General features: G+C 72.6%; 25 protein-coding genes. 10 read left to right on the top strand and 15 right to left on the bottom strand.

Annotation, left to right across the window (positions count from 1 at the left end; genetic code table 11):
* The first annotated feature begins 8 nt into the window (after positions 1–8).
* Positions 9–254: a hypothetical protein gene (locus BMW88_RS41655; protein ID WP_177220841.1), complete on the top strand. Its 246-nt coding sequence runs from the start codon at positions 9–11 to the stop codon at positions 252–254.
* Positions 255–300: 46 nt separating this feature from the next.
* Here the strand turns inward: BMW88_RS41655 and BMW88_RS05105 are convergent, their stop codons facing one another.
* Positions 301–1,062, bottom strand: coding sequence for an META domain-containing protein (locus BMW88_RS05105; protein WP_089949327.1), 762 nt, complete (start codon positions 1,060–1,062; stop codon positions 301–303).
* Positions 1,063–1,170: 108 nt separating this feature from the next.
* On the opposite strand from BMW88_RS05105, the gene BMW88_RS05100 reads away from it, so the two are divergent.
* The 3 genes from BMW88_RS05100 to BMW88_RS40820 all read left to right on the top strand — a co-directional run bounded on the left by BMW88_RS05100 (position 1,171) and on the right by BMW88_RS40820 (position 2,695).
* Positions 1,171–1,497, top strand: coding sequence for an ArsR/SmtB family transcription factor (locus tag BMW88_RS05100; protein WP_089949326.1), 327 nt, complete (start codon positions 1,171–1,173; stop codon positions 1,495–1,497).
* Positions 1,494–1,973, top strand: a complete 480-nt coding sequence (locus BMW88_RS05095) for an SRPBCC family protein (RefSeq protein WP_089949325.1) — start codon at positions 1,494–1,496, stop codon at positions 1,971–1,973. Before BMW88_RS05100 ends, BMW88_RS05095 begins: the two co-directional genes overlap by 4 nt.
* A gap of 365 nt (positions 1,974–2,338) precedes the next feature.
* Entirely contained in the window at positions 2,339–2,695 is a 357-nt protein-coding gene (locus BMW88_RS40820; RefSeq protein WP_143115968.1) for a hypothetical protein, read from the top strand.
* A 62-nt stretch (positions 2,696–2,757) separates the two neighbouring features.
* Here the strand turns inward: BMW88_RS40820 and BMW88_RS05085 are convergent, their stop codons facing one another.
* From BMW88_RS05085 to BMW88_RS05070, 4 genes are all read right to left on the bottom strand, one after another.
* Positions 2,758–3,921, bottom strand: coding sequence for an acyl-CoA dehydrogenase (locus BMW88_RS05085; protein ID WP_089949323.1), 1,164 nt, complete (start codon positions 3,919–3,921; stop codon positions 2,758–2,760).
* A gap of 78 nt (positions 3,922–3,999) precedes the next feature.
* Entirely contained in the window at positions 4,000–4,488 is a 489-nt protein-coding gene (gene purE, locus BMW88_RS05080) for a 5-(carboxyamino)imidazole ribonucleotide mutase (protein ID WP_281249363.1), read from the bottom strand.
* A gap of 8 nt (positions 4,489–4,496) precedes the next feature.
* Positions 4,497–5,684 (bottom strand): 5-(carboxyamino)imidazole ribonucleotide synthase, encoded by a 1,188-nt coding sequence (locus tag BMW88_RS05075; RefSeq protein ID WP_089949322.1) that lies wholly within the window; start codon positions 5,682–5,684, stop codon positions 4,497–4,499.
* A 157-nt stretch (positions 5,685–5,841) separates the two neighbouring features.
* The gene (locus BMW88_RS05070) at positions 5,842–6,609 is read right to left on the bottom strand and encodes a GGDEF domain-containing protein (protein ID WP_245777559.1); all 768 of its coding nucleotides are present in this window, start codon (positions 6,607–6,609) and stop codon (positions 5,842–5,844) included.
* Positions 6,610–6,748: 139 nt separating this feature from the next.
* Here BMW88_RS05070 and BMW88_RS05065 point away from each other — a divergent pair, with 139 nt between their 5' ends.
* From BMW88_RS05065 to BMW88_RS05055, 3 genes are all read left to right on the top strand, one after another.
* Positions 6,749–9,031, top strand: a complete 2,283-nt coding sequence (locus tag BMW88_RS05065; protein WP_177220944.1) for a sigma-70 family RNA polymerase sigma factor — start codon at positions 6,749–6,751, stop codon at positions 9,029–9,031.
* Positions 9,032–9,131: 100 nt separating this feature from the next.
* Positions 9,132–9,731, top strand: coding sequence for a GtrA family protein (locus BMW88_RS05060; protein ID WP_425434612.1), 600 nt, complete (start codon positions 9,132–9,134; stop codon positions 9,729–9,731).
* Positions 9,661–10,194, top strand: a complete 534-nt coding sequence (locus BMW88_RS05055) for a GtrA family protein (protein ID WP_089949318.1) — start codon at positions 9,661–9,663, stop codon at positions 10,192–10,194. Before BMW88_RS05060 ends, BMW88_RS05055 begins: the two co-directional genes overlap by 71 nt.
* Before the next feature lie 11 nt (positions 10,195–10,205).
* On the opposite strand, the gene BMW88_RS05050 is transcribed toward BMW88_RS05055, so the two are convergent.
* Both BMW88_RS05050 and BMW88_RS05045 read right to left on the bottom strand, forming a co-directional pair.
* A complete protein-coding gene (locus BMW88_RS05050) occupies positions 10,206–11,480 on the bottom strand; it encodes an ATP-binding protein (protein WP_089949317.1) in 1,275 nt (424 codons plus the stop codon).
* Entirely contained in the window at positions 11,480–12,154 is a 675-nt protein-coding gene (locus tag BMW88_RS05045) for a response regulator transcription factor (RefSeq protein WP_089949316.1), read from the bottom strand. The genes BMW88_RS05050 and BMW88_RS05045 overlap by 1 nt, the downstream gene beginning before the upstream one ends.
* Positions 12,155–12,186: 32 nt before the next feature.
* On the opposite strand from BMW88_RS05045, the gene hisN reads away from it, so the two are divergent.
* Positions 12,187–12,966 (top strand): histidinol-phosphatase, encoded by a 780-nt coding sequence (gene hisN, locus BMW88_RS05040; protein WP_089949315.1) that lies wholly within the window; start codon positions 12,187–12,189, stop codon positions 12,964–12,966.
* Here the strand turns inward: hisN and BMW88_RS05035 are convergent.
* From BMW88_RS05035 to BMW88_RS05005, 7 genes are all read right to left on the bottom strand, one after another.
* Positions 12,947–13,201, bottom strand: a complete 255-nt coding sequence (locus BMW88_RS05035) for a hypothetical protein (protein WP_089949314.1) — start codon at positions 13,199–13,201, stop codon at positions 12,947–12,949. The genes hisN and BMW88_RS05035 overlap by 20 nt on opposite strands.
* A complete protein-coding gene (locus BMW88_RS05030; protein ID WP_089949313.1) occupies positions 13,198–15,795 on the bottom strand; it encodes a glycohydrolase toxin TNT-related protein in 2,598 nt (865 codons plus the stop codon). Before BMW88_RS05030 ends, BMW88_RS05035 begins: the two co-directional genes overlap by 4 nt.
* 1 nt (position 15,796) lies before the next feature.
* On the bottom strand, positions 15,797–16,111 hold the full coding sequence (locus BMW88_RS05025) for a WXG100 family type VII secretion target (RefSeq protein ID WP_089949312.1): 315 nt from the start codon (positions 16,109–16,111) through the stop codon (positions 15,797–15,799).
* Positions 16,108–16,575: a YbaB/EbfC family nucleoid-associated protein gene (locus BMW88_RS05020; RefSeq protein WP_089949311.1), complete on the bottom strand. Its 468-nt coding sequence runs from the start codon at positions 16,573–16,575 to the stop codon at positions 16,108–16,110. Before BMW88_RS05020 ends, BMW88_RS05025 begins: the two co-directional genes overlap by 4 nt.
* A gap of 415 nt (positions 16,576–16,990) precedes the next feature.
* Positions 16,991–17,920, bottom strand: coding sequence for a hydroxymethylglutaryl-CoA lyase (locus BMW88_RS05015; protein ID WP_089949310.1), 930 nt, complete (start codon positions 17,918–17,920; stop codon positions 16,991–16,993).
* On the bottom strand, positions 17,907–18,455 hold the full coding sequence (locus BMW88_RS05010; RefSeq protein ID WP_089949309.1) for a PH domain-containing protein: 549 nt from the start codon (positions 18,453–18,455) through the stop codon (positions 17,907–17,909). Before BMW88_RS05010 ends, BMW88_RS05015 begins: the two co-directional genes overlap by 14 nt.
* A 13-nt stretch (positions 18,456–18,468) precedes the next feature.
* Positions 18,469–19,275: a biotin--[acetyl-CoA-carboxylase] ligase gene (locus BMW88_RS05005; RefSeq protein WP_089949308.1), complete on the bottom strand. Its 807-nt coding sequence runs from the start codon at positions 19,273–19,275 to the stop codon at positions 18,469–18,471.
* A gap of 117 nt (positions 19,276–19,392) precedes the next feature.
* On the opposite strand from BMW88_RS05005, the gene BMW88_RS05000 reads away from it, so the two are divergent.
* On the top strand, positions 19,393–21,039 hold the full coding sequence (locus BMW88_RS05000) for an acyl-CoA carboxylase subunit beta (RefSeq protein ID WP_089949307.1): 1,647 nt from the start codon (positions 19,393–19,395) through the stop codon (positions 21,037–21,039).
* Entirely contained in the window at positions 21,036–21,257 is a 222-nt protein-coding gene (locus BMW88_RS04995) for an acyl-CoA carboxylase subunit epsilon (RefSeq protein ID WP_089949306.1), read from the top strand. Before BMW88_RS05000 ends, BMW88_RS04995 begins: the two co-directional genes overlap by 4 nt.
* Positions 21,258–21,316: 59 nt before the next feature.
* Here the strand turns inward: BMW88_RS04995 and BMW88_RS04990 are convergent, their stop codons facing one another.
* Positions 21,317–21,706 (bottom strand): hypothetical protein, encoded by a 390-nt coding sequence (locus BMW88_RS04990; RefSeq protein ID WP_089949305.1) that lies wholly within the window; start codon positions 21,704–21,706, stop codon positions 21,317–21,319.
* Between the last annotated feature and the right edge of the window lie 26 nt (positions 21,707–21,732).

The following is a 21,732-nucleotide window of genomic DNA, read 5'->3' as shown; positions in this document are numbered from 1 at the left end:
GGACTTCCATGAGCTACCGGTACTTCGCGATCGTCACGGACGCGCACCCGGCGGAGGACCCGTTCTTCGTCGTGCGCGTGGGTGGCGAGACGGAGGAGTTCTTCTCCACCGCGCTGCGGTGGGAGCGGTCGGACGCGTTGTACCGCATCGAGTCCGGGCGTGAGCACTGGAAGGCCGTGCCGATCGGCGAGGAGCAGGGCGTGGGCTTCGAAGAGGTCCAGGCCCGGCGGGTAGCCGCGGCGCGGAAGTCCTGATCGACGCGCGGGCCGGGGTCGCGTTCACCGCGACCCCGGCCCGTCGCTACTTGCGGAGCCCGACGCCCGCGCCCGAGGCGTTCGTGAGCCTCAGCGCCTGACCGTCCACTTCGTACTCGACCTGGCCGCTGAGCGCATCGGTCACCGCCTTCTCGACGGCCATCTCGTCCGGACCGCACGCCTTGTCCGTGAGGACGACCCGCTCGAACGTGAGCGTCTGCCCGGACTTGCGGTACTGCGCCGTGCCCGCGTTGCACCCGGCCGACACCTCGACCCGGTCCGGCCCGAACACCAGCGTCGCGACGACTCCGCCCGGCACCGAGGACGCCGCGTCACCGGTGATCAGCGTGTCGACCGTCCACGCGCCGCCCTCCAGCGCGGCGGGCACCTCCCGCGCCAGCACGATCTCCGCGCCCGAACCGGTGACCACGAGGGTCGTGCCGTCCACGCGCCAGGACGGGCCGGCGCCGAGGAGCCCCGCGAGCCAGTCGTCCTGCGCGTGCAGCTCGGGCCTGGGACAGCCCATCGCGGTCACGCTGAGATCGGTCACCGCGAGCTTGCCGCCGTCGAGCGAGACGGGGCCCTGCATCTGGTTGCAGCCGGCCCGCGCGAGCAGCCGTCCGTCGTCGGTGAACCTCAGCTCCACCGAGGTGCCCTCGACGAGGGCCCGCGGCGCGCCCTGCTCGGTGACGGACGTGGAGTGGAACGTCTTGCCCACCACCTCACCCCCTCCTCCCGAGGGCGTGGTCCCGCACGCGGCGGCCAGCAGGGCGACGGCGACGGCGACGACGAGAAGTCGGTGGCTCATGCGGTGAGGACGGAACACGCCGCCTTCCTGGTTGCCCGGGGTTGACACCGGCACGCCGATGCGGCTTACTTAACCCAGAGGTTAGATAACCGATCGGTTAGGTAAGAGATGGACCAGCTGAGCGCCACCTTCGCCGCACTGGCGGATCCGACGCGCCGGGCGATCCTCGCGCGGCTCACCGAGGGTCCGGCGACGGTGAAGGAGCTCTCCGAGCCGTTCGACATCAGCGGCCCGGCGATCTCCAAACACCTGCGCGTGCTGGAGAAGGCAGGTCTGATCACCCGTGGCAGGGAGGCCCAGTGGCGACCCTGCCAGCTCGACGCGACACCGCTGAAGGAGGTCGCCGTGTGGGCTGAGAACTACCGCCGCTTCTGGGATGCGAGCTACGCACGCCTGGACGCGCTCTTGACCGAGATGAAGGAGACAGAGCAATGACCACCACCAAGTTCGGCACCGTCGTGACGCTCCCGTCCGACACCGAGATCGCGATGTCCCGCACCTTCGACGCTCCCGCGGCGCTCGTGTGGAAGGCGTTCACCGAGCCCGCGCTGCTCAGGCGCTGGCTGCTCGGACCCGACGGCTGGGAGATGCCGATCTGCGAGGTCGACCTGCGCGTGGGCGGCAAGTGGCGGTACGGCTGGGCGCAGCCGGACGGCTCAGGCGCCTTCGAGATGCACGGCGAGTACACCGAGGTCACGCCTCACTCGCGCATCGCGAACACCGAGCACTTCGAGGACAACCCGCCGGCGATCACGACCGTGTCGTTCGTCGAGGAGGACGGGCGGACCACGATGACGTCGACGATGCGCCTGGTCTCGCAGGAGGCCAGGGACGCGGTGCTGGCCACCGGGATGGCCGACGGCGCCGGGCGCAGCTACGAGCGGCTGGGCGAGGTCCTGGCGACGCTGTGACCCGTTCGGCGGGGTGAGGACGGCAGGGTGTGGGCGACGACGAGACGTCGATCATGAGCAGGTACGGCCGAACCCCGCACGCCGCCGCCGAGGCGCGGGTCCGCGAGGTCGAACGCGGCACGTCCCGCGAGAGCGCGCTGGGGTTCACCGTCCGGCGCGCTCTCGCGGCCTCCGCCCCAGCCGTCTTCGCCGACGGGTCCGCGACCACCGCGATCTGCTTCGGCCACGCGGCCCCGGTGGGAAGAGTCCACAGTGGTCGTCCTGCCGATGGCCCTCCACCCGGCTTGAGGTTGGCGGAGCGTAGTCACCGGCCGTGGAACCGGTTCCCCCGGAAGGGGTCGGAATCTGTGGTTACGTTGGGGCGCATGGGACGTTTCCTCGTGGCTGTAGCCCTCGCACTCGGCTTCACCGTGCTCACCCCTCCCCTTGCCGGCGCGGCGGAGCCCACCCGGTGGGAGATCACGCCCTGCGCCGCGGGCACCAAAGCCCTGTGGCTGCCGCGGGAGGACACGGCAGGCACGGACATCAGCTGCACCACCGAGGAAGCGCGTGACGCGGCGGTGCAGGCGGCCCGCGACAGCGGCAACCTCATGCGGATGCTGAACGCCGCCATCGCGCTCGCGCAGCAGGCCTCCGACAAGTCGTTGACGCCGGACTCGCCCTGCGTGCTGGGGGCCAAGGCGGCGATCGGCGAGTCGATGGGGACCTGCGTGGCGGCGTGAAGCCAGGACGTGCGAAGGGGGGAGCCGGGGCGTGCCCCGGCTCCCCCCTTCCTCGCTGAGGTCTAGCCGTTCAGGACGGCGCGCGACATGACGACGCGCTGGATCTGGTTGGTGCCCTCGTAGATCTGCGTGATCTTCGCGTCCCGCATCATCCGCTCCACCGGGAAGTCCCGCGTGTACCCGGCCCCGCCGAAGAGCTGCACGGCGTCGGTGGTGACCTCCATGGCCACGTCGGACGCGAAGCACTTGGCCGCGGCGGTGATGAAGCCGATGTTCGGCTCGCCGCGTTCGGCCTTGGCGGCGGCCACGTAGACCATGTGGCGTGCGGCCTCGATCTTCATGGCCATGTCGGCGAGCATGAACTGCACGCCCTGGAAGTCCGAGATGGACTTGCCGAACTGCTTGCGGTCCTTGACGTACGCGACCGCGGCTTCCAGGGCGCCCTGCGCGATGCCGACGGCCTGCGCGCCGATCGTCGGGCGGGTGTGGTCCAGCGTCTTCAGAGCGGTCTTCAGGCCCGTGCCCGGCTCACCGATGATGCGGTTCTCCGGGATGGTGCAGTTCTCGAAGTAGATCTCGCGGGTCGGAGAGCCCTTGATGCCGAGCTTGCGCTCCTTCGGGCCGACCGAGAAGCCGGGGTCGTCCTTGTGCACCACGAACGCCGAGATGCCCTGGGACTTCTTGGGCGCGTTGGGGTCCGTCACGGCCATGACGGTGTACCAGGAGGACTCGCCGGCGTTGGTGATCCAGCACTTGGTGCCGTTCAGCACCCAGTGGTCGCCGTCCAGGACGGCGCGCGTGCGCATGGACGCGGTGTCGGAGCCTGCCTCGCGCTCGGAGAGCGCGTACGACGCCATGGCCTCGCCCGCGGCGATGGACGGCATGACGAGCTGTTTGAGCTCCTCGGAGGCCGAGAGCAGGATCGGCATCGTGCCGAGCTTGTTCACCGCGGGGATCAGGGAGGAGGACGCGCAGACGCGGGCCACCTCCTCGATGACGATGCAGGTGGCCACGGAGTCCGCGCCCTGGCCGTCGTAGGACTCGGGCACGTGGACGGCGGCGAAACCGGACTTGACCAGGGCGTTGTGGGCCTCCACCGGGAAGCGCTCGTTCTCGTCGACCTCGGCCGCGAACGGCTTGATCTCCTTCTCGGCGAGCGAGCGGACGGCCTCTCGCAGCGCCTCGTGCTCCTCGGCGAGCTGGTAGGTGCCGAAGCTCGGGTTCACCTTGTTACCTCCCGGTAGCGAGTACTCGGCACGATGTTAGCGCCCGTTCACACCGGGCGCCGCTGTGCTGTTGAGCACTCAGAGGGACTTCTGCAGAGCCGCGTCCTTGTCTAGTACGAGCTGCTCGAGTTCTGCCTGGAAGCGGGCCATGCGCTCCTGCAGGGCGACGTCGGCGGCCGCCAGCACCCGCACGGCCAGCAGGCCCGCGTTGCGGGCTCCACCCACCGAGACGGTCGCGACCGGGACGCCCGCGGGCATCTGCACGATCGAGAGCAACGAGTCCATGCCGTCGAGGTACTTCAACGGCACCGGGACGCCGATGACCGGGAGCACGGTGGCGGAGGCGACCATGCCGGGCAGGTGCGCGGCGCCGCCCGCGCCCGCGATGATCACGCGCAGACCGCGCGACGCGGCCGTCGAGGCGTAGTCGAGCATGCGCTGCGGGGTGCGGTGCGCGGAGACGACGCTCACCTCGAACGAGACGCCGAACTCGGTCAGCGCCTCGGTGGCGGCCTTCATGACCGGCCAGTCCGAGTCGCTGCCCATGATCACGCCGACCTGGGTCACAGCCTCAGTCACTGAGCACTCCCGTGAATGTCGTATCCGTCCGGCCAGATGCCGGTGGACAGCCAGTCCGCGGCCAGCCGCGCGCGCTGCCGGACCTCGGTCATGTCGTTGCCGAGGAACGTCACGTGCCCGACCTTGCGGCCCGGCCGTTCCTCCTTGCCGTAGAGGTGCACGTGCGCGTCCGGGAACCGGGCGAACAGGTGGTGCACGCGCTCGTCCGGGCCCATCGCGGGTGGTTCCGCGGCTCCCAGCACGTTCGCCATCACCACGGCCGGCGCCATCAGGTCGGTGCGGCCGAGCGGGTAGTCGAGCACGGCCCGCAGGTGCTGCTCGAACTGCGACGTGCGCGCGCCCTCGATCGACCAGTGGCCCGAGTTGTGCGGGCGCATCGCGAGCTCGTTCACGACCACGCCGTCCGCGGTCTCGAACAGCTCGACGGCCAGCACGCCCACCACGCCCAGCGCGTCGGCGACCTTCAGCGCCAGCTCCTGGGCCTCGTCATCGTCCGGCGCCGGCGCGGGCGCGAGGACCTCGACGCAGATGCCGTTCGACTGCACGGTCTCGACGACCGGCCACGCCGCGCCCTGCCCGAACGGCGAGCGCGCCACGACGGCCGCCAGCTCGCGGCGCATCGGCACGCACTGCTCGACCATCAGCGGTGTCCCGGCCTCCAGCAGCTCGGGCACGACCCGCTCGGCGCTCTGCGGGGTGTTCAGCATCCACACGCCGCGGCCGTCGTAGCCGCCGCGGATGGCCTTCAGCACGCACGGCCAGCCGTTCTCGGCACCGAAGCGGAGCACGTCGCGCACGTCGTGGACCTCGGCGAACGGCGGCACCGGCAGGCCGAGCTCGGCGAGCCGCACGCGCATCTTCAGCTTGTCCTGCGCGTACTGCAGCGCGTCCGGGCCGGGGTGCACCTTCACGCCCTCCGCGACGAGCGCGCGCAGGTGCTCCTGGGGCACGTGCTCGTGGTCGAACGTGATGACCTCGCAGCCCTTCGCGAAGGCGCGCAGCGCGTCGAGGTCGGTGTGCGTGCCGAGGACCACGTCGCGCGCCACGAGGGCGGCGGGGTCGTTCTCGGAGACGGCGAGCACGCGCAGCGACTGGCCGAGGGGGATCGCTGCCTGGTGCGTCATGCGGGCGAGCTGCCCGCCGCCGATCATGCCGACGACGGGGAGACGGGTACGGGAGTCCACGGTTCAGGCAGCCTACCTGCAGCTTCTGCGGGGCTCGCGAGCAGAGCCAGCAGGCGAGCCGCGCCTGCTGGCCGGCCTCACCCCCAGTGAGGCCGGCCAGCAGGACTTCCACCCGGTGGGGACGCGGGAGGACCGCCGGGCGCGGGACAGGGGTGGCTCAGCGCCCCAGCGAGGTCAGCAACGCCCGCGCGGCGCCGCAGGTGTCCGGCAGGTGCTCGACCCAGATCTCCGCGGGCCCGGCCGGACGCACGCCGGGGTCGCCGGAGAGCCGGTCCGCGGCGAGCACCCTGAGGTTCGACACCCTGCGGCCGAGCAGCTCGTCGCGCTTCACCAGCACGGCGGCGACGCAGGGCCCGAGCGTCGCCAGCGTCTCGCCGCCGTCGAACACGGTGCGCAGCGCGTCCGAGACGAGCGTCATCGCGACGACGCGCGACCAGCCGGTGGCGCGGTGCACGTCAAGGCGCAGCAGGACCAGGGCGTAGCCCAGTGGCGCGACCGGCGTCTCCCGGTAGACCTCACCCAGCCGGGTCCGCAGGTAGGCGGCGGTCGCCAGCCCGGTCAACGGGTCCTCGGCCGCGCAGTCCCCCGCCTGCTTCGTCACCACGTCCGCCCACCCCAGCGCGGTCGTGCGCAGCATCCGCGGGGGGAGCGCGTCGACGTCGGGCGACACGACGTGCGACGGGTCGGTCAGCACCGCGTGCAGCGCGGCGAGGTCCATCAGCGTCTCGCTGAGGCCGGCCCCCGCCTCGGCGCGAGCGCGGCCCAGCCGGACCAGCGCGTCGCCGGGGTCGGTGCCGCCCAGCACCGCCGCGCACACCTCGTCGACCTCGGCGAGCGGCCAGTCCGCCGGGAACGCCCAGCCCGCGGCCATGGTGGCGGTCCGCCACCTCGACTTCAGCAGGCGTTCCGCTTGTGCGACACCCACCCGGTCTCCCTTCGGCTCTCCGATTCCAGGTGGGAGACGCGTGCCCCGCCGATTCGTGACGCAACCCGCGCGGGGGATTGAGATGACTCGTCGCGACGCCGTAAGTCACACTGAGCGCCGCGAGGAGGGAAACGAGACTGTGGCGATCGTTCCTGCAGAAGTCCAGGGGCCCAGCGACGCGGAACTCATCGAGTCCGTGCGGAACGGGACCATCGACGCCTACGGCCAGTTGTACGAGCGCCACGTCTCGGCGGCCTACAACCTCGCGCGCCAGCTCACCCGGTCGCAGGCCGAGGCGGACGACCTCGTGTCCGAGGCCTTCGCGAAGGTGCTCGACACGTTGCGGGCGGGCCGCGGTCCCGACTCGGCGTTCCGCGCGTACCTCCTCACCGCGCTGCGCCACACCGCCTACGACAAGACCCGCCGCGACCGGAAGGTCGACCTCACCGAGGACATGACCGACGTCGCGCCGCCGGTGGCGTTCAGCGACACCGCGGTGGCCGGGCTGGAGCGCTCGCTCGCCGCCCGCGCGTTCGCCGCGCTGCCCGAGCGCTGGCGGATGGTGCTCTGGCACACCGAGATCGAGGGCCAGTCCCCCGCCGACGTGGCGCCGCTGCTCGGGATGACGGCCAACGGCGTGTCCGCGCTCGCCTACCGCGCCCGCGAGGGCCTCAAGCAGCAGTACCTGCAGATGCACCTGGCCGAGACCGACGCCGAACGCTGCCGGGCGACCGTCGACCGGCTCGGCGCCTGGACCCGCGGTGGCCTGTCCAAGCGCGAGGCGACCCAGGTCGAGGCGCACCTCGACGAGTGCGGCCGGTGCCGGGCGCTGGCCGCCGAGCTCGCGGACGTCAACGGCGCGCTGCGGATCTTCGTCGCCCCGCTGGTCCTCGGCGTCGGCGCCACGACGTACCTGGCGGCCGCGGGCGCGACCACGGCCGTCGTCGGCTCCGGCGCGGCGGCCGGCGGCGCGGGCGCGGCCGGCGCCTCCATCCCCCGCCAGCTCGTCACCGTCGGAGGTGCCGCGGCCGTGGTGGCCGCCGCCGTGGTGATCGCGCTGATCTCCGGCGAGAGCAAGCAGCAGGTGCCCGTGGTGCGGGCCGTCGCGCCACCACCGGCCGTCACCCAGGTGCAGCCCCTGCCGCCCCTTCAGCAGCAGCCGCCGCTCCCGTCCCCGCAGCCGCCGCCGGTCAGCAGCCCCGCTCCGGAGCCCGCACCGGCGCCTGCCCCGGAACCCGCCCCGCCTCCCGCTCCCGAACCTCCCGCTCCCGAACCTCCCGCGCCCGAACCTCCTGGCCAGGAGCCCGCGCCCGCGCCGCCGTCGCTCACGCCGACGACGCCGAGCGGGTACGTGCTGACGCCCGGCGAGGACCCGAAGGACTTCCCGATCACCGTCCGGAACACCGGCGGCACCGCGGCGCCGCCCGCGAGCATGGTGCTGACCCTGCCGCCGGGCGTGCTGTCGACCGGCGGGCCGTCGTCGTTCGCGGCACGGGCGCTGCGGCTCGACGGCGCCGCCGACCAGACGGTGAACTGCCCCGCGGGCGGCGGCGTGATCACGTGCACGACACCGCAGGGCATCGCGCCCGGCGGGCAGGCGACGTTCTTGTTCCGGTTGCGCGCGACGGACGAGGCGCTGCCCGGCATGATCACCGGCGTCATCAGCGCCGGCGCCTCGATCTCGGTGAACGTGAGCGTCGAGGTCGACGTGCCGCCGGTGCACGACGACATCGAGCTCACCGCGTCGACCTGGCACCAGGTGCACTGGGATCCGCGCGTGGACGTGAAGGTGCGCAACAGGGGCCCGCGCGGCGGCACGCTGAAGCTCGACGTGTCGTCGTCGAAGCACGTCGTGATCTTCACGCCGTACCGGGAGTGCTCGCGCACCGACAAGAACACCGTCCACTGCGTGACGGACCTGGCCAAGGACGGGAAGTTCCGGATGTCCCTCTGGGCGTTCGGGCCGCCGCACCGGGGCGGGACGGTCACCGTCCGGGCGACGCTGGGCAACGCGACGAAGTCCGTGACCGTGCCGATGAGGCCGTGGCCGGACCACCCGCCGGTGGACGGGGTGGAGCCGCCGCCCGCCACCGAGGTCCCGCCGGCCACCACGCCGCCGGCCACCACGCCGCCGACCAGGCCGTCGACGCCGAGCACCGCGCCGACGGCGCCGGGAGTTCCGGCCGAGCCGGGCGTTCCGGCTGTGCCGCCGGTCCCGCCGGTCCCGTCGGTCCCGGCTGTTCCGGCGCCGGTCCTGCCACCGGTGCTCCCGCCGTCGACGACCGCGCCGGCGCCCAGCACGCCCCCGTCGGTGCCGACCACGCCGCCGCCGAGCTCGCAGGAACCGTGCGAGCGGCGGCCAGGACTGCTGCCGGTGCTCCCGGACCTGCTCGGGCTGCTGTGCCCCGCGCCACGGAGTTGATCTTTTTCGTCACTGAACGTGCAGGTGGCACACCTCTGCGTTGCTGAAAGCAACACCCGGAGGCGGATGCCGTCACCTTGATCCGTAAGCTGGCGCGGTGCTGCCAGTCGTTCGCCGCGCCATGAGCCGCTTGCCGGAACCGCTCCAGTTCCTGCTGCACAAGCACCGCGAGATGATCCGGTTCGCCGTGGTAGGCGGCACGACGTTCGTCATCGACAACGGCGTCTGGTACGCGCTGAAGCTCACCGTGCTGACCGACAAGGTCGTCACGGCGAAGGTCATCGGCGTGCTGGTGGCGATCATCGCCTCGTACGTGCTGTCCCGCGAGTGGTCGTTCCACACCCGCGGCGGCCGCGAGCGCCACCACGAGGCCGCGCTGTTCTTCCTCGTCAGCGGCGTGGGCGTGGCCATCAACATCGTTCCGCTGTGGCTGTCGCGGCACCTGTTCGGCCTGCAGGCCCCGTTCGTGACCGCGCTGACCGAGGAGATCGCCGACTTCGTGTCCGGCTCGATCATCGGCATGCTGCTCGCCACGGGCTTCAAGTTCTGGGCGATGCGCCGCTGGGTGTTCCCCGACGCCGGTGCCCGTCCTGACCGGCGCGTTCACCCGATCTCCGTAGACTCGTCCCGTGTCTCTAGCCGAAACAGTGGTCTCCCGGTTCCCGGAACCGATCCGGTCGATCGCGCTGAAGCATCGTGAGCTGGTGAAGTTCGCCCTCGTCGGGGGCACCTGCTTCGTGATCGACACGGCCCTGTTCTTCGGGATCAAAATCCTGATCCTGCCGAACAACCCGGTGACAGCGAAGATCATCGCGACCCTGATCGCCACGATCGTGTCGTACATCCTGAACAGGGAGTGGTCGTTCCGCACCCGCGGCGGCCGCGAGCGCCACCACGAGGCCGCCCTGTTCTTCCTGGTCAACGGCGTCGGCATCGTGCTGAACTCGGCGCCGCTGTGGGTGTCGCGGTACCTGTTCCACCTCCAGGAGCCGCACGTCTCGCGGGTCACGGAGGAACTGGCCGACTTCCTGAGCGCGCAGATCGTCGGCACGCTCATCGGGATGGCCTTCCGCTGGTACGGCTACAAGAAGTGGGTGTTCCCCGACGAGAACGGGCGCAGGAAGCGGCCGCTGGACGAGGAAGAGGCCCTCGGCCACTCGTGAGGTGAGCCGCCCTAGCGAGGCGTGCTCGGCGCCTTCCACGGGATGCCGACGACGTCCTGGGCCTTCGGCACCGGCAGGAACACCGCGAACGTCGCCGGCCGCGCCGTCGACAGCTCCAGCCGCCCGCCGTCCGCGTCGACCAGTGCCCGCGCGAGGGCCAAGCCCACGCCCGTGGAGCCGCCGCCGGACACGCCGCGTTCGAAGATGTGCGCCGCGAGCTCGTCGGGCACACCGGCCCCGCCGTCGCTGACCTCGACGACGACCGTGCCCTCCTCGCTGCGCGCGGAGACGACGACGGACCCCTCGCCGTGGCGCAGCGCGTTGTCCAGCAGCACGCCGATGGCCTCGCGCAGGCGCGCGGGGGTGGCGCGGGCCAGCAGGCCGTCCGGGACGCGCACCCGCAGCGCCCGGCCCTGGCTCTTGACCTGCTCGCGCCACTCCTCGGCGATGGCGGTCAACGCGGAGCGCATCTCCACCGGCTCGGCGCCGACGGCTCTGGCGGCACGGGCGGCGGCGAGCAGCTCGTCGAGGACGGCGGCCAGGCGTTCGGCCTGTTCGAGCGCGGCGCGGGCCTCCGCCGCGGTATCGGGTTCCGGATGCTCGGCCAGCGCCTCGAGCCGGAGCTGGAGAGCGGTCAGGCGGCTGCGCAGCTGGTGGGAGACGTCGCCGACGAGCTCGCGTTCTCGTTGCACCAGGCGGGCCAGTGCCGTGGCGGAGGTGTCGAGGGCGTCGGAGACCGCGTCCAGCTCGGGGATGTTGTAGCGCTGCTCCTCGGCGCGGAAGTCGCCCGCGCCCAGCCGGGACGCGCGGGCGGCCACGAAGCCCAGCGGGCGGGCGAGCGTCTGCGCCGTCACCAGGGCGACGACGGTGCCGGTGCCCACCGACAGCGCGAGCAGGAGCAGCACCAGGCCCGCGACCTGGGCCTGGGTGGTGTGCATCGGGCCGGACGGGATCTCCAGCCGGACCGTGCCCTGCTGCGCTATCGGCAGCTCCACGGTCAGCGGGTCGCCGCCCGGTGAGGGGCCGGTGGAGCTCGTGACGCCGCCGGAGGTGACGGTGAGGCGGCCATCGGTCGGGATGGCGATCTTGACGGCCTCGACGTCGATCTCGCGCCGGTTGGCGAGCTGGTCGTCCAGGGTCGTCGCGATCCGCTGGGCACTTTCGGTGAGGTCGCCGCGGGCGGTGTCCTCGACGAGCGTGAGCGCCGAGTAGCCGAGCGGGAGGCCGAGCACGAAACCCGTGACGGCGACGGCGAGCAGGATCGCCCGCAGGATGCGGCGGCGCATCAGTCGGCGTTGAAGCGGAACCCGCGGCCGCGGACGGTCGCGATGCGCTTCTCGGCGGAGTTCGGGGTGCCGTCGCCGAGCTTGCGGCGCAGCCACGACATGTGCATGTCGAGCGTCTTGCTGCCCTTGAGGTCCGGGTCGTTCCACACCTCGGAGAGGATCTCGTCGCGGCTCACGACCTGCCCCGCGCGCTGGATCAGCACCTTGAGCAGCTCGAACTCCTTGTTCGCGAGCTGGATCTCGCCGCCGTCGACCGTGACGCGACGGGCGGCCAGGTCGACGCGCACGCCGTTGACCTCCAGCGTTCCCGGCGCGCGGCGGCGCAGCAGGGCCCGGATGCGGGCCATCAGCTCGGCGAGCCGGAAGGGCTTCGCGACGTAGTCGTCCGCGCCCGCGTCGAGCCCGACCACGAAGTCGACCTCGTCCGCACGTGCCGTGAGCATCAGCACGGGGATGCCCCTGCCGCTCTGCCGGAGTCTGCGGCACACCTCCAGCCCGTCCATCCCCGGCAGGCCGAGGTCCAGCACCAGCAGGTCGATGCCCCCGGTGAGGGCGGCGTCGAAGGCACTCGGCCCGTCGCCCACCACCTGCACCGAATACCCCTCCCGCGTCAACGCGCGGGAGAGGGGTTCCGCGATGGCCGGATCGTCCTCGGCCAGCAACACCACGCTCACGGCACCCAGCGTATTCGTGGAACGATCGCCGCGTGCCACGCCACGATGCTGATCTCGAACTGGCCCTCCGCCTCGCCGACGCCGCCGACGCGATCACCGCGACCCGGTTCCGCGCCCACGACCTCGCCGTCGAGCGCAAGCCCGACCGCACGCCCGTCACCGATGCCGACGTCGCGGTGGAGGACGCGGTCCGGGCGGTGCTCGCCGCCGACCGTCCCGGCGACGTCGTCATGGGCGAGGAGCGCGGCGGCACGCTGGACGCGACGCGCGTCTGGGTGCTCGACCCGATCGACGGCACCAAGAACTTCCTGCGCGGCGTGCCGATCTGGGCGACGCTGATCGCGCTGGTGGAGGAGGGCGTCCCGGTCGTCGGCGTCGTGTCGGCGCCCGCGCTCGGCCGCCGCTGGTGGGCGTCGTCCGGCGGTGGCGCGTTCGCGTCGGACGCCGCCGGCGAGCGCACGATCTCCGTGTCCGGGGTGCGCTCCCTCGAAGACGCCTACGTGTCGACGACCGACATCAAGACGTGGGTCGAGTACCACTCGCGCGAGGCGTACCTGCGCTTGGTGGACGCGACCTGGGAGAGCCGCGCGTTCGGCGACTTCTACCAGCACTGCCTGGTCGCGGAGGGCGCCATCGACCTCGCCCCCGAGTGCGTGGCGAACCCGTGGGACATCGCCCCGTTCCAGGTGCTGGTGACCGAGGCGGGTGGCCGGTTCACCTCGCTGGAGGGCGAGGAGCGCTACGACGGCGGCAGCGTGCTGACGTCGAACGGCCACCTGCACGAGGCAGCACTCAAGCTGTTGGCACGGTGAGGGTGCCCCGCGCGACCTGGGCCCAGGCGAGACGCCCGAAGAGGTAGTGGCACGCCACGCCCTCGTCGTCGAACCGGGCCCAGTCGTAGCGGTTGCCCTGCTCCTGCCAGAACACCTCGTGCCCCGTCTCGTCGGTGAGCAGGCACCAGCGCCCCTCCGCCTCCGCACCGATGCTGACGACGTCGTCCGGCACGCCGATCCTGGTCAGCCACTCCGGCAGCGACTCGACGTTCATGGGGTGATCTCCGTGAGGTAGCCGAGCGCGACGAGGTCCGCGACCGGGTAGGTGGTGCGATAGCGGCTGCCGCCACCCGGCTGGCCGAACCAGGGCGCGCTGATCGTGCGGTGGACGGGCAGGTCCTTCTCGACGCGGTAGCGGTGGTAGCCCTCGTCGAGCGCGTGCGGCGGCAGCGAACGCTCCCGGAACGGCGTGCCCGCGGTGCTCAGGACACGGCCTTCCGGCGTGCCGAACCTGTCCAGCTCGGCGCCCGCCGCGAGCAGCTCCGGCCGGCTGTCCTCGTAGCCGCCCTCGCGTTCGACCGGCCAGCGCGGGGTGCCGTCCTCGTTCAGGAACAGGCCGTCCCAGTCGCGTTCGTGCATGCCCGCGAGCGGGTCGTACTCGGCGAGGAGCTCCCGCACGACCGGGTGGTCCTCGCCCAGGCCCGCACGCGGTTCCGACGGCTGCGGCGACGACGTGTCGACGGCCTCCGGGTGGTCGTTCGGCGCGAACCGCGGCACGACGACCTCCTCGGCCGGAGCCGGGGGCGGGAGCTGGCGGGCGGGCTTCGGGGCGAGCCGCGGAGCCTGTCCCGCGCTGAGGAAGACCGCCATGAACCAGCTCCCGGCCGCCACCGCGGTGTAGGTGTGGCGCAGGACGTCGCTCGCGAGCCCTGGCCCGGCCAGCGCCTGGTTCTCCCGGCTCTCGAGGCGGTCGGTGAGGGCCCCCCGGCCACCGAGGTCGACGCCCGCCACGGGGGCGGACGGCGCCGTGATGGTCTCGCCGGTCCGGTGTGCACCGCTCTCGTCGGCGGCGGAGACGTCGGACACGTCGTCGCCGAGCGCGTCCGGAGCTTCCTTCGACAGGTCCTTGGCGGCGACGTCCCTGGCGGCGGCCGGTCCCTGACCGGAAGGCTGGTTGCCGGACTGGCCGGGGCCCTGCGGCTGGTGGCCCGGCTGGCCCTGACCGGCGGGCTGGTGGGGGGACTGGCCCGCCGGCACGCCCGGCGCCTGCCCCGCCGGCGGCACCGCGCCCGGCACGCCGGTCCTGCCCGCCGTCTGCGCACCGGCCTTGGCCTCGCCGGGCTTGGCTTCCCCGGTCTTGGTCTCGCCGGTCTTGGTCTCGCCGGTCTTGGCTTCTCCGGCCTTCAGCTCGGCGGCCTTCGCGTCCGCCGCCTTGGCTGCCTGCTGACCGGCCTGTCCCTGCTGGGTCTGCGCCGCGGCTTGCGCGCCACCCTGCTGGCCCGGGACCGCACCCGCCTGCGCGGCCGCGGCCGGAGCCGCACCGGCGGCGCCCCCCACGGCGGCACCGACCGGACCGCCCACCGGGCCGGCGGCCGCGGGACCACCGACGGCGGGGCCACCGGTCGCGGGACCGGCGGGAGCGGCCTGCGCCGCGGGAGCGGCCTGGCCCGCGGCGGCCGGGCTCTGGCCAGGAATCTCACCACCGCGGACGAGGGGCTGGTCGAGCACCGCGGCCGAGGCCTGGGTCGTGCCCTCGGCGAGCGGGCCGAGGCTGCCCTGGACGCTCGGGATCACGTCCGCGACCGGAGCCGCCACGGGCGGGACGACGTGTCCGGCGGCCTGACCCGCCTCGGCGACCACGGCCGGCAGCACCTGCGGGCCGTGCCCCTGGCCGCGACCGTGTCCCGGCCCCTCACCACGGCCATGCCCATCGCCGTTGCCAGGGCCGTTGCCGGGGCCGTTGCCGTTGCCGGGGCCGTCCGCCGCGTCGAGCACCGGACCGGCCGCCTCGCGCCCGCCGGGCACCGCGTCGACCACCGGCTGCACGACGGCGACGGCGGGTGCGGTCACGGGTGCGGCGGCGTCCAGGACCGGGGCCACGGCGTCGGTCACGGCACCGGTCACGGGCGCGACCGGCGCGGTCACCGCACCGACCACGGGGGCCACGGGGGCGGTCACCGCGCCCACGACCGGCGCGACGGCCTCGGTCACCGGGGCGACCACGGCGGCGACGGGCGCGACGACGGGTGCGACGGCACCGGTCACCGGCGCCACGACGTCCGCCACCACGCCCAGCAGACCGCCGCCCCCGCCGGGCCCGTGGGCGCCGGGAGCGGTGTTCACCGGGGGCGTGGCGTGGCTCATGTCCACACCGCTGTCGAGGCGGATCGCGGAGGACAGGGTGTTCTGGAGGTTCGCGACGTTGGCGGCGGCGCCCCTGGTCAGCGTTTCGAGGCCCAGCAGCGCGTTGGGGTTGCCGGCCTGCGCGGACGCGTTCGCGGCGTCGCTGTTCTTGGCGAGCGCGACGAGCTCGCGGACGATCTCGACCTTCGCGGCGCCCACCTGCGTGGCGGCGTGGTCGAGGCGGTCCGCGGCGGCGTGGCAGCCGCGGGCAGCCCGGTGCAGGTCGCCGTCCGGAGCGACGACCTTCGCCCAGCGCCCGCGCGCCGCGTCACCGGTCGCGCCGGTCAGGCCGCCGAGAGCGCGGGTCGCGGAGCCGTCGGAGGAGGTGCCCAGTCCCTTGATCTTGTCGCCGGCCTCGCGCCACGCGGCGGCGCTGGAGCGCATGGCGTCCTCGTCGGCCTTGGGCCACGTGACGCCTGCCTTGGCCGCGATGCCGGCCAGTTCGGCGGGGAGCTCGATGCCCACGTCAGCCCTCCAGCCTTCTCATCGCGGACGCGTTGCTCTGCTCGACGTGCCGGTACGTCTCGGCGGTGGCGGCGAGCTTGTCGCCGACGTCCCCCAGCGTCGTCGCGAGCACCGACAAGGCCCCGGCGGCGTCACCGGCGGGCTTCTCGTGCGATACCGCGAAGCTGCGCCCCACGGCGTCATCGCCCCAGCAGGCACCGAACGCGGCCAGCGCCCTGCCGAGCGTCCCGGCGATCTCGGTCGCCTGCCCGGCGAAGCCCTTCAGCTCACGCGCCCCGGCGTCCAACCGCTCCAGGTCGGCCTCGTACCCGGTCATCGCACCCTCCTGTCGATGAGCTCGGAGTCGAGCCAGCTCTCCCGCTGCTCGTTGTCCTCGTCGTCGTCCACGCGACGACGGGCGGGCGGCTGGGCCACCTCGGGCTCGTACTCGCCCGGCCGCAGGTCCGCGGTGCCGGCCACCAGCGCGGCGGGGTCGGTCGCGGCGGGCAGCACCGCGCTCAGCGTCCGGTAGGTGTCCTCGGCCGCCGTGGCGGCGGCCGCGGCGACCGTCCGCACGATCAGCTCGGCGAGCTGCTCCGGCCGGTGCCGCCGGTAGGCCGCCTCGGAGAGCTCCAGGCCCACGAGCCGTCCCCCGGCACCGACGGTCGCGGTGACCGTCCCGTCCGGGCTGCCGGCCACCCCGGACACCGCGGCGAGCTCCCGCTGGACGGACGCCAGCTGCTCGCGGCTGCGCCGGTAGTCGGCCAGCAGCTCCTCGACCTGCGCACGGTGGTCGTCCACCGAGTCCCCCTCACACAGCTAGCCCTGGGCTCGGGCTGTAGGACGCCGTCGCCCTTCGATCGGTTCCCCGCGGATTCAGTTGCGCGGGATCGACGACGTGATCGCCTTCGAGGACCTGCCCGCAGGCCGAATCATCCCGCTCGGCGAGGTGGTCGTCGACAGGGATGCGCCGCCGGGTGGACGAGGTCCTCGCCGGCTCCACCTCGCAGGGCTCGCCGGGCGGGACCTCTCCTGGCTGGCTCCGGTCCGCCCCGGCGACCGGCTGACCTTCGCCGCGGAGGTGCTGAGCGCGCCGGTCGAAGAAGCGCCCAGGCCTCGGCCTGGTGGAGTTCGAGGGCACGGCCGAGCAGGGCGACTGGCTTGGTCTACCGCTTCGTCGCCACCGGCGTGTTCACCGCCCGCGGCTGACCGCCCCTCACTTGGCCAGCGCCCGGACCACCCGGGAGGGACTGGGCCGCCCGAGCCGCTCCGCCATCCACACCGAGGTCTCGACCAGCTTGTCCAGGTCGACCCCGGTCTCGATGCCGAGACCGTCGAGCATCCACACCAGGTCCTCGGTGGCGAGGTTCCCGGTGGCCGACTCGGCGTAGGGGCACCCGCCCAGCCCACCGGCCGAGGAGTCCACGGTCGTGACGCCGCAGCGCAACGCGGCCAGCGTGTTGGCCAGCGCCTGACCGTAGGTGTCGTGGAAGTGCACGGCCAGGCGGGACACGTCGCGGAAGCCCTCCAGCAGCGACTCGACCTGTCCCGGCGTGGCGACCCCGATGGTGTCCCCGAGCGAGAGCTGGGAGCACCCCATGTCCAGCAGCCGCTCACCGACGGCCACGACCTGGGCGCGCGGCACCGCGCCCTCCCACGGGTCGCCGAAGCACATCGACACGTACCCGCGGACGTCCAGCCCCGCGGCCAGGGCCCGGGAGACGGTCGGCTCGAACATCTCGAACTGCGAGTCCAGCGTCCGGTTCAGGTTGCGGGACGCGAACGTCTCCGTGGCCGAAGCGAAGATCGCGATGTGCGAGACCCCCGCCTCCAGGGCCCGGTCCAGCCCGCGCTCGTTCGGCACCAGCACGGGGTAGGTGACCCCGGGGCGCGGCGACAACCCGGTCAGGAGCTCGGCGGCGTCGGCGAGCTGCGGCACCCACTTGGGGTGCACGAACGACGTGGCCTCCAGGACCGTGAGCCCGGCGTCGGCCAGCCGCGCCAGGAACTCGAGCTTCACCGACACCGGCACGACGACCGACTCGTTCTGCAGCCCGTCCCGCGCCCCGACCTCCCAGATCGTCACCCGCGACGGCAACGACCCGGACGGGACGACGTCGGGCAGCCCGGCCTCACGCGCGCCCATCGACGGTCCTCGGGTGGTGGTCGTCGCCGGGGTTGTCGCCGGGGTTGTCGCCGGGGTTGTCGTTGACTTCGCGGTACAGCATGGTGTGCACCTTTTCCACGGACGGGACGTCGTCGACCACGAGCCGTTCGTTCGACGCCGACTCGATGGTCAGGGTGCCGCAGCCCAGCACCCTGTCGATCAGGGAGTGCTCGAACAACACGCTGTTCACACGACCCAGAGGTATGTCGAGCCCTGTGCGCTTGAACACGCCCTCGCGGTACATCACCCGCTCCGACGTGATGGTGAAGTGCGTGGTGCGCCACCGGGCCAACGGCGCGACGGTGAGCCACAGGACCAGGACGACGCCGATCGCGGCCAGCGCGATCCACGCGGTGGAGGCCCACGACTGGTCCGCGACGAGGCCCGCGAGGTACGTGCCGAGCGCGACCACCACCAGCAGCCAGAACACCGGGAAGATCAGCATCTTCCAGTGGGGGTGCTTGTGGATCACGACGTGCTCGCCGGAGCTCAGCAGGTCGTCGGGATAGGCCATGGGCCAACCCTAACTACGCCGGGCGCAGGTGCACCACGTCACCAGCGGACACGCCGTGGTCCGCCCCGTCGGCGCCGCGCACGACCAGGGTGCCGTCGCGCTCGATCCGCTGGGCCGTGCCGAGCAGCTCCACACCACCGGTCAGCTCCACGCGCACGTGTTCGCCGATGGTCGCCGAGTGCTCCTGGTACTCCTCCAGCAGCCCCGACTCGACCGCGTCGCCGCCGTTCTTGCGCCACACGCCTTCCAGCACCGCGAGCTCGACCAGCAGCCGGACCGCCAGCTCGGTGCGGTCCAGCTCGGCGGCGCCCTCGTCCTCCAGCGAGGTCGCGGCGAGGCCGCCCGGCGCGGGCTGCACGTCGGTGGGCAGCTTCGCCACGTTCAGCCCGATGCCCACCACGACGGCGCCGTCGGCGGTGATCTCGGACAGGATCCCCGCGCCTTTTCGCGCCTGAGGACCGAGCAGCAGGTCGTTCGGCCACTTCACCGCCGCCTCGACGCCCGTGGACTGCGCGACCCGCACCAGCGCCAGCCCGGCGATCAGGTTGAGCCACGGAAGCTGCTGCGGCGGCACGCCGGAAGGGCGGAACAGCACGCTGGCGTAGAGCCCGCCGGGCGGCGACGACCAGGAGCGGCCACGGCGGCCCTGCCCGGCGGTCTGCTCGAGCGCGATCAGCACGGTGCGGTCGAGGGCGCCGTCCGCCGCGGCCAGGTCCGCGTTCGTGGACTGCGTGCTCGCCACGACGTCGAGAGCGGCGTACGGGCCGTGGAGTGCGACAAGCCGCGCGCGCAGCGCATCGGCGTCGAGTGCGGTGTCCATCGCGTCAGGCTATTGGAACGGAAGAGAGTACGTGCGATCGGAGATGACCGACAGGTTGCCGTGACCTGGACAACTGCACGAGGCGGTTCAGCAATGCGCTCGTTAGGCTGCGAGCCCATGAGCAGTGCGACCGAGCCGATTGGGCACGTCCCCACCGACGCCTCAGGCGCCCCGGACGTCCACACCACCGCGGGCAAGCTCGTTGACCTCTACCGGCGCAACGACGAGGCGGTTCACGCCGGCTCGGAACGCGCGGTGCAGAAGCAGCACGCGAAGGGCAAGAAGACCGCCCGCGAGCGCATCGACCTGCTGCTCGACCCCGGCTCGTTCGTCGAGCTGGACGAGCTGGCCCGGCACCGCTCCACGAACTTCGGCCAGGAGAAGAACCGCCCCTACGGCGACGGCGTGGTGACCGGCTACGGCACCGTCGACGGCCGTCCGGTGTGCGTGTTCTCCCAGGACGTCACGGTCTTCGGCGGCTCGCTCGGCGAGGTGTACGGCGAGAAGATCGTCAAGGTGATGGACCTGGCGATCAAGACCGGCCGCCCGATCATCGGCATCAACGAGGGCGGCGGCGCGCGCATCCAGGAGGGCGTCGTCTCGCTCGGCCTCTACGGCGAGATCTTCTCCCGCAACGTCAAGGCCTCCGGCGTGATCCCGCAGATCTCGCTGATCATGGGCTCCAACGCGGGCGGGCACGTCTACTCCCCCGCGCTGACCGACTTCGTGGTGATGGTCGACCAGACCTCGCACATGTTCATCACCGGTCCGGACGTCATCAAGACCGTCACCGGCGAGGACGTGACGTTCGAGGAGCTCGGTGGCGGTCGCGCGCACAACACCAAGTCCGGCAACGCGCACTACCTCGGCGACGACGAGGAGGACGCGATCGCGTACGTCAAGGAGCTGCTGAGCTACCTGCCGTCGAACAACCTCTCCGACCCGCCCGCGTTCGAGGGAACCCTGACCGAGGGCTCGGTCAGCGACGCGATCACCGACACCGACCGCGAGCTCGACACGATCGTCCCGGACTCGGCGAACCAGCCGTACGACATGCACGAGGTCATCAGCCGCGTGCTCGACGACGGCGACTTCCTCGAGGTGCAGCCGCTGTTCGCGCCGAACATCCTGGTCGGCTTCGGCCGCGTGGACGGCCGCTCCGTCGGCGTCGTCGCGAACCAGCCCACGCAGTTCGCGGGCTGCCTCGACATCGACGCCTCCGAGAAGGCCGCCCGGTTCGTGCGCACCTGCGACGCGTTCAACATCCCGGTGCTGACGTTCGTCGACGTGCCCGGCTTCCTGCCCGGCACCGACCAGGAGTGGAACGGCATCATCCGCCGCGGCGCCAAGCTGATCTACGCCTACGCCGAGGCCACCGTCCCGCTCGTCACCGTCATCACGCGCAAGGCCTACGGCGGCGCGTACGACGTCATGGGCTCCAAGCACCTCGGCGCCGACATCAACCTCGCGTGGCCGACCGCGCAGATCGCCGTCATGGGCGCTTCGGGCGCGGCGAACATCGTGCACCGCAAGACCCTCGCGGCCGCGGCGCAGAACGGTGAGGACGTCGACGCGCTGCGCGCGAAGTTGCAGCAGGAGTACGAGGACACACTGTGCAACCCGTACGTCGCCGCTGAACGCGGCTACGTCGACTCGGTGATCCCGCCGTCGTACACCCGCGGTTACGTGGCGCGGGCGCTGTCGATGCTGCGGGACAAGCGGGAGACGCTGCCGCCCAAGAAGCACGGGAACATCCCGCTGTGACCGCGCCCGAGGAGAAGCCGCTGCTGAAGGTCGTCAAGGGCACGCCGGACGACCACCAACTGGCCGCGTTGACGGCGGTCATCGCGGGGCTGGCTGCCGCCACCCCGGCCGAGGACGAGCCCCCGCGGCGCTCGGAGTGGGCGAACCCGCTCCGCCGAGTCCGCCGCCCCCTCCACCCCGGCCCCAACGCCTGGCGCGCCTCCACCCTCCCCAGCTGATCCGGGAACGCGGGGGCCCCGCGTTTCCCTGAGGGGAACGCGGGGCCCCCGCGTTCCCGTCAGGAGCAGGGGACGCGGCGGCTGGTGACGTCGGGGCCGACGGCTACTTCGCGGCAGCGGACCTCGCCGGCGACCTTGAGCTTCAGCGTCCAGAAGGCGCTGCCGTAGGCGGTGGTGCGGCGCAGGACCTGCACGTTCTCGTCGTTGAGCGGCAGGTTGCCGCGCACCGCGGGCACCACCTGGGAGAGAAGGGCGTTCTCCGCCCGATCGGCGGTGTCGGCGAACGGCCAAATGGGCACTCCGTAGCCGATCGGGTCGCTCGCGAGCACGCTTCCCACGCCCCACGATCCGATCAGCCCGCCGAGCACGACGAGCAGTGCCGCGGTCCGCCCGCGCTTGCCTTCGCGATCGGAACCGCGTTCGGTGAGGACGAGCACCCAGCGCTTCACTCTGACGAGAGTGCCGACCGGAGAGG

This window comes from Lentzea xinjiangensis (assembly GCF_900110955.1).
Classification (GTDB): Bacteria; Actinomycetota; Actinomycetes; order Mycobacteriales; family Pseudonocardiaceae; genus Lentzea; species Lentzea xinjiangensis.
This window is presented reverse-complemented; position numbering and strand designations above follow the sequence as displayed.

Excerpts from the sequence above, each read along its gene's own strand:
- BMW88_RS41655 (WP_177220841.1), top strand. The coding sequence starts at position 9 with ATGAGCTACCGGTACTTCGCGATCGTCACGGACGCGCACCCGGCGGAG.
- BMW88_RS05105 (WP_089949327.1), bottom strand. The coding sequence starts at position 1,062 with ATGAGCCACCGACTTCTCGTCGTCGCCGTCGCCGTCGCCCTGCTGGCC.
- BMW88_RS05100 (WP_089949326.1), top strand. The coding sequence starts at position 1,171 with ATGGACCAGCTGAGCGCCACCTTCGCCGCACTGGCGGATCCGACGCGC.
- BMW88_RS05095 (WP_089949325.1), top strand. The coding sequence starts at position 1,494 with ATGACCACCACCAAGTTCGGCACCGTCGTGACGCTCCCGTCCGACACC.
- BMW88_RS40820 (WP_143115968.1), top strand. The coding sequence starts at position 2,339 with ATGGGACGTTTCCTCGTGGCTGTAGCCCTCGCACTCGGCTTCACCGTG.
- BMW88_RS05050 (WP_089949317.1), bottom strand. The coding sequence starts at position 11,480 with ATGCGCCGCCGCATCCTGCGGGCGATCCTGCTCGCCGTCGCCGTCACG.
- BMW88_RS05035 (WP_089949314.1), bottom strand. The coding sequence starts at position 13,201 with ATGAACGTCGAGTCGCTGCCGGAGTGGCTGACCAGGATCGGCGTGCCG.
- BMW88_RS05025 (WP_089949312.1), bottom strand. The coding sequence starts at position 16,111 with ATGACCGGGTACGAGGCCGACCTGGAGCGGTTGGACGCCGGGGCGCGT.
- BMW88_RS05015 (WP_089949310.1), bottom strand. The coding sequence starts at position 17,920 with ATGGGCGCGCGTGAGGCCGGGCTGCCCGACGTCGTCCCGTCCGGGTCG.
- BMW88_RS05010 (WP_089949309.1), bottom strand. The coding sequence starts at position 18,455 with ATGGCCTATCCCGACGACCTGCTGAGCTCCGGCGAGCACGTCGTGATC.
- BMW88_RS05005 (WP_089949308.1), bottom strand. The coding sequence starts at position 19,275 with ATGGACACCGCACTCGACGCCGATGCGCTGCGCGCGCGGCTTGTCGCA.
- BMW88_RS05000 (WP_089949307.1), top strand. The coding sequence starts at position 19,393 with ATGAGCAGTGCGACCGAGCCGATTGGGCACGTCCCCACCGACGCCTCA.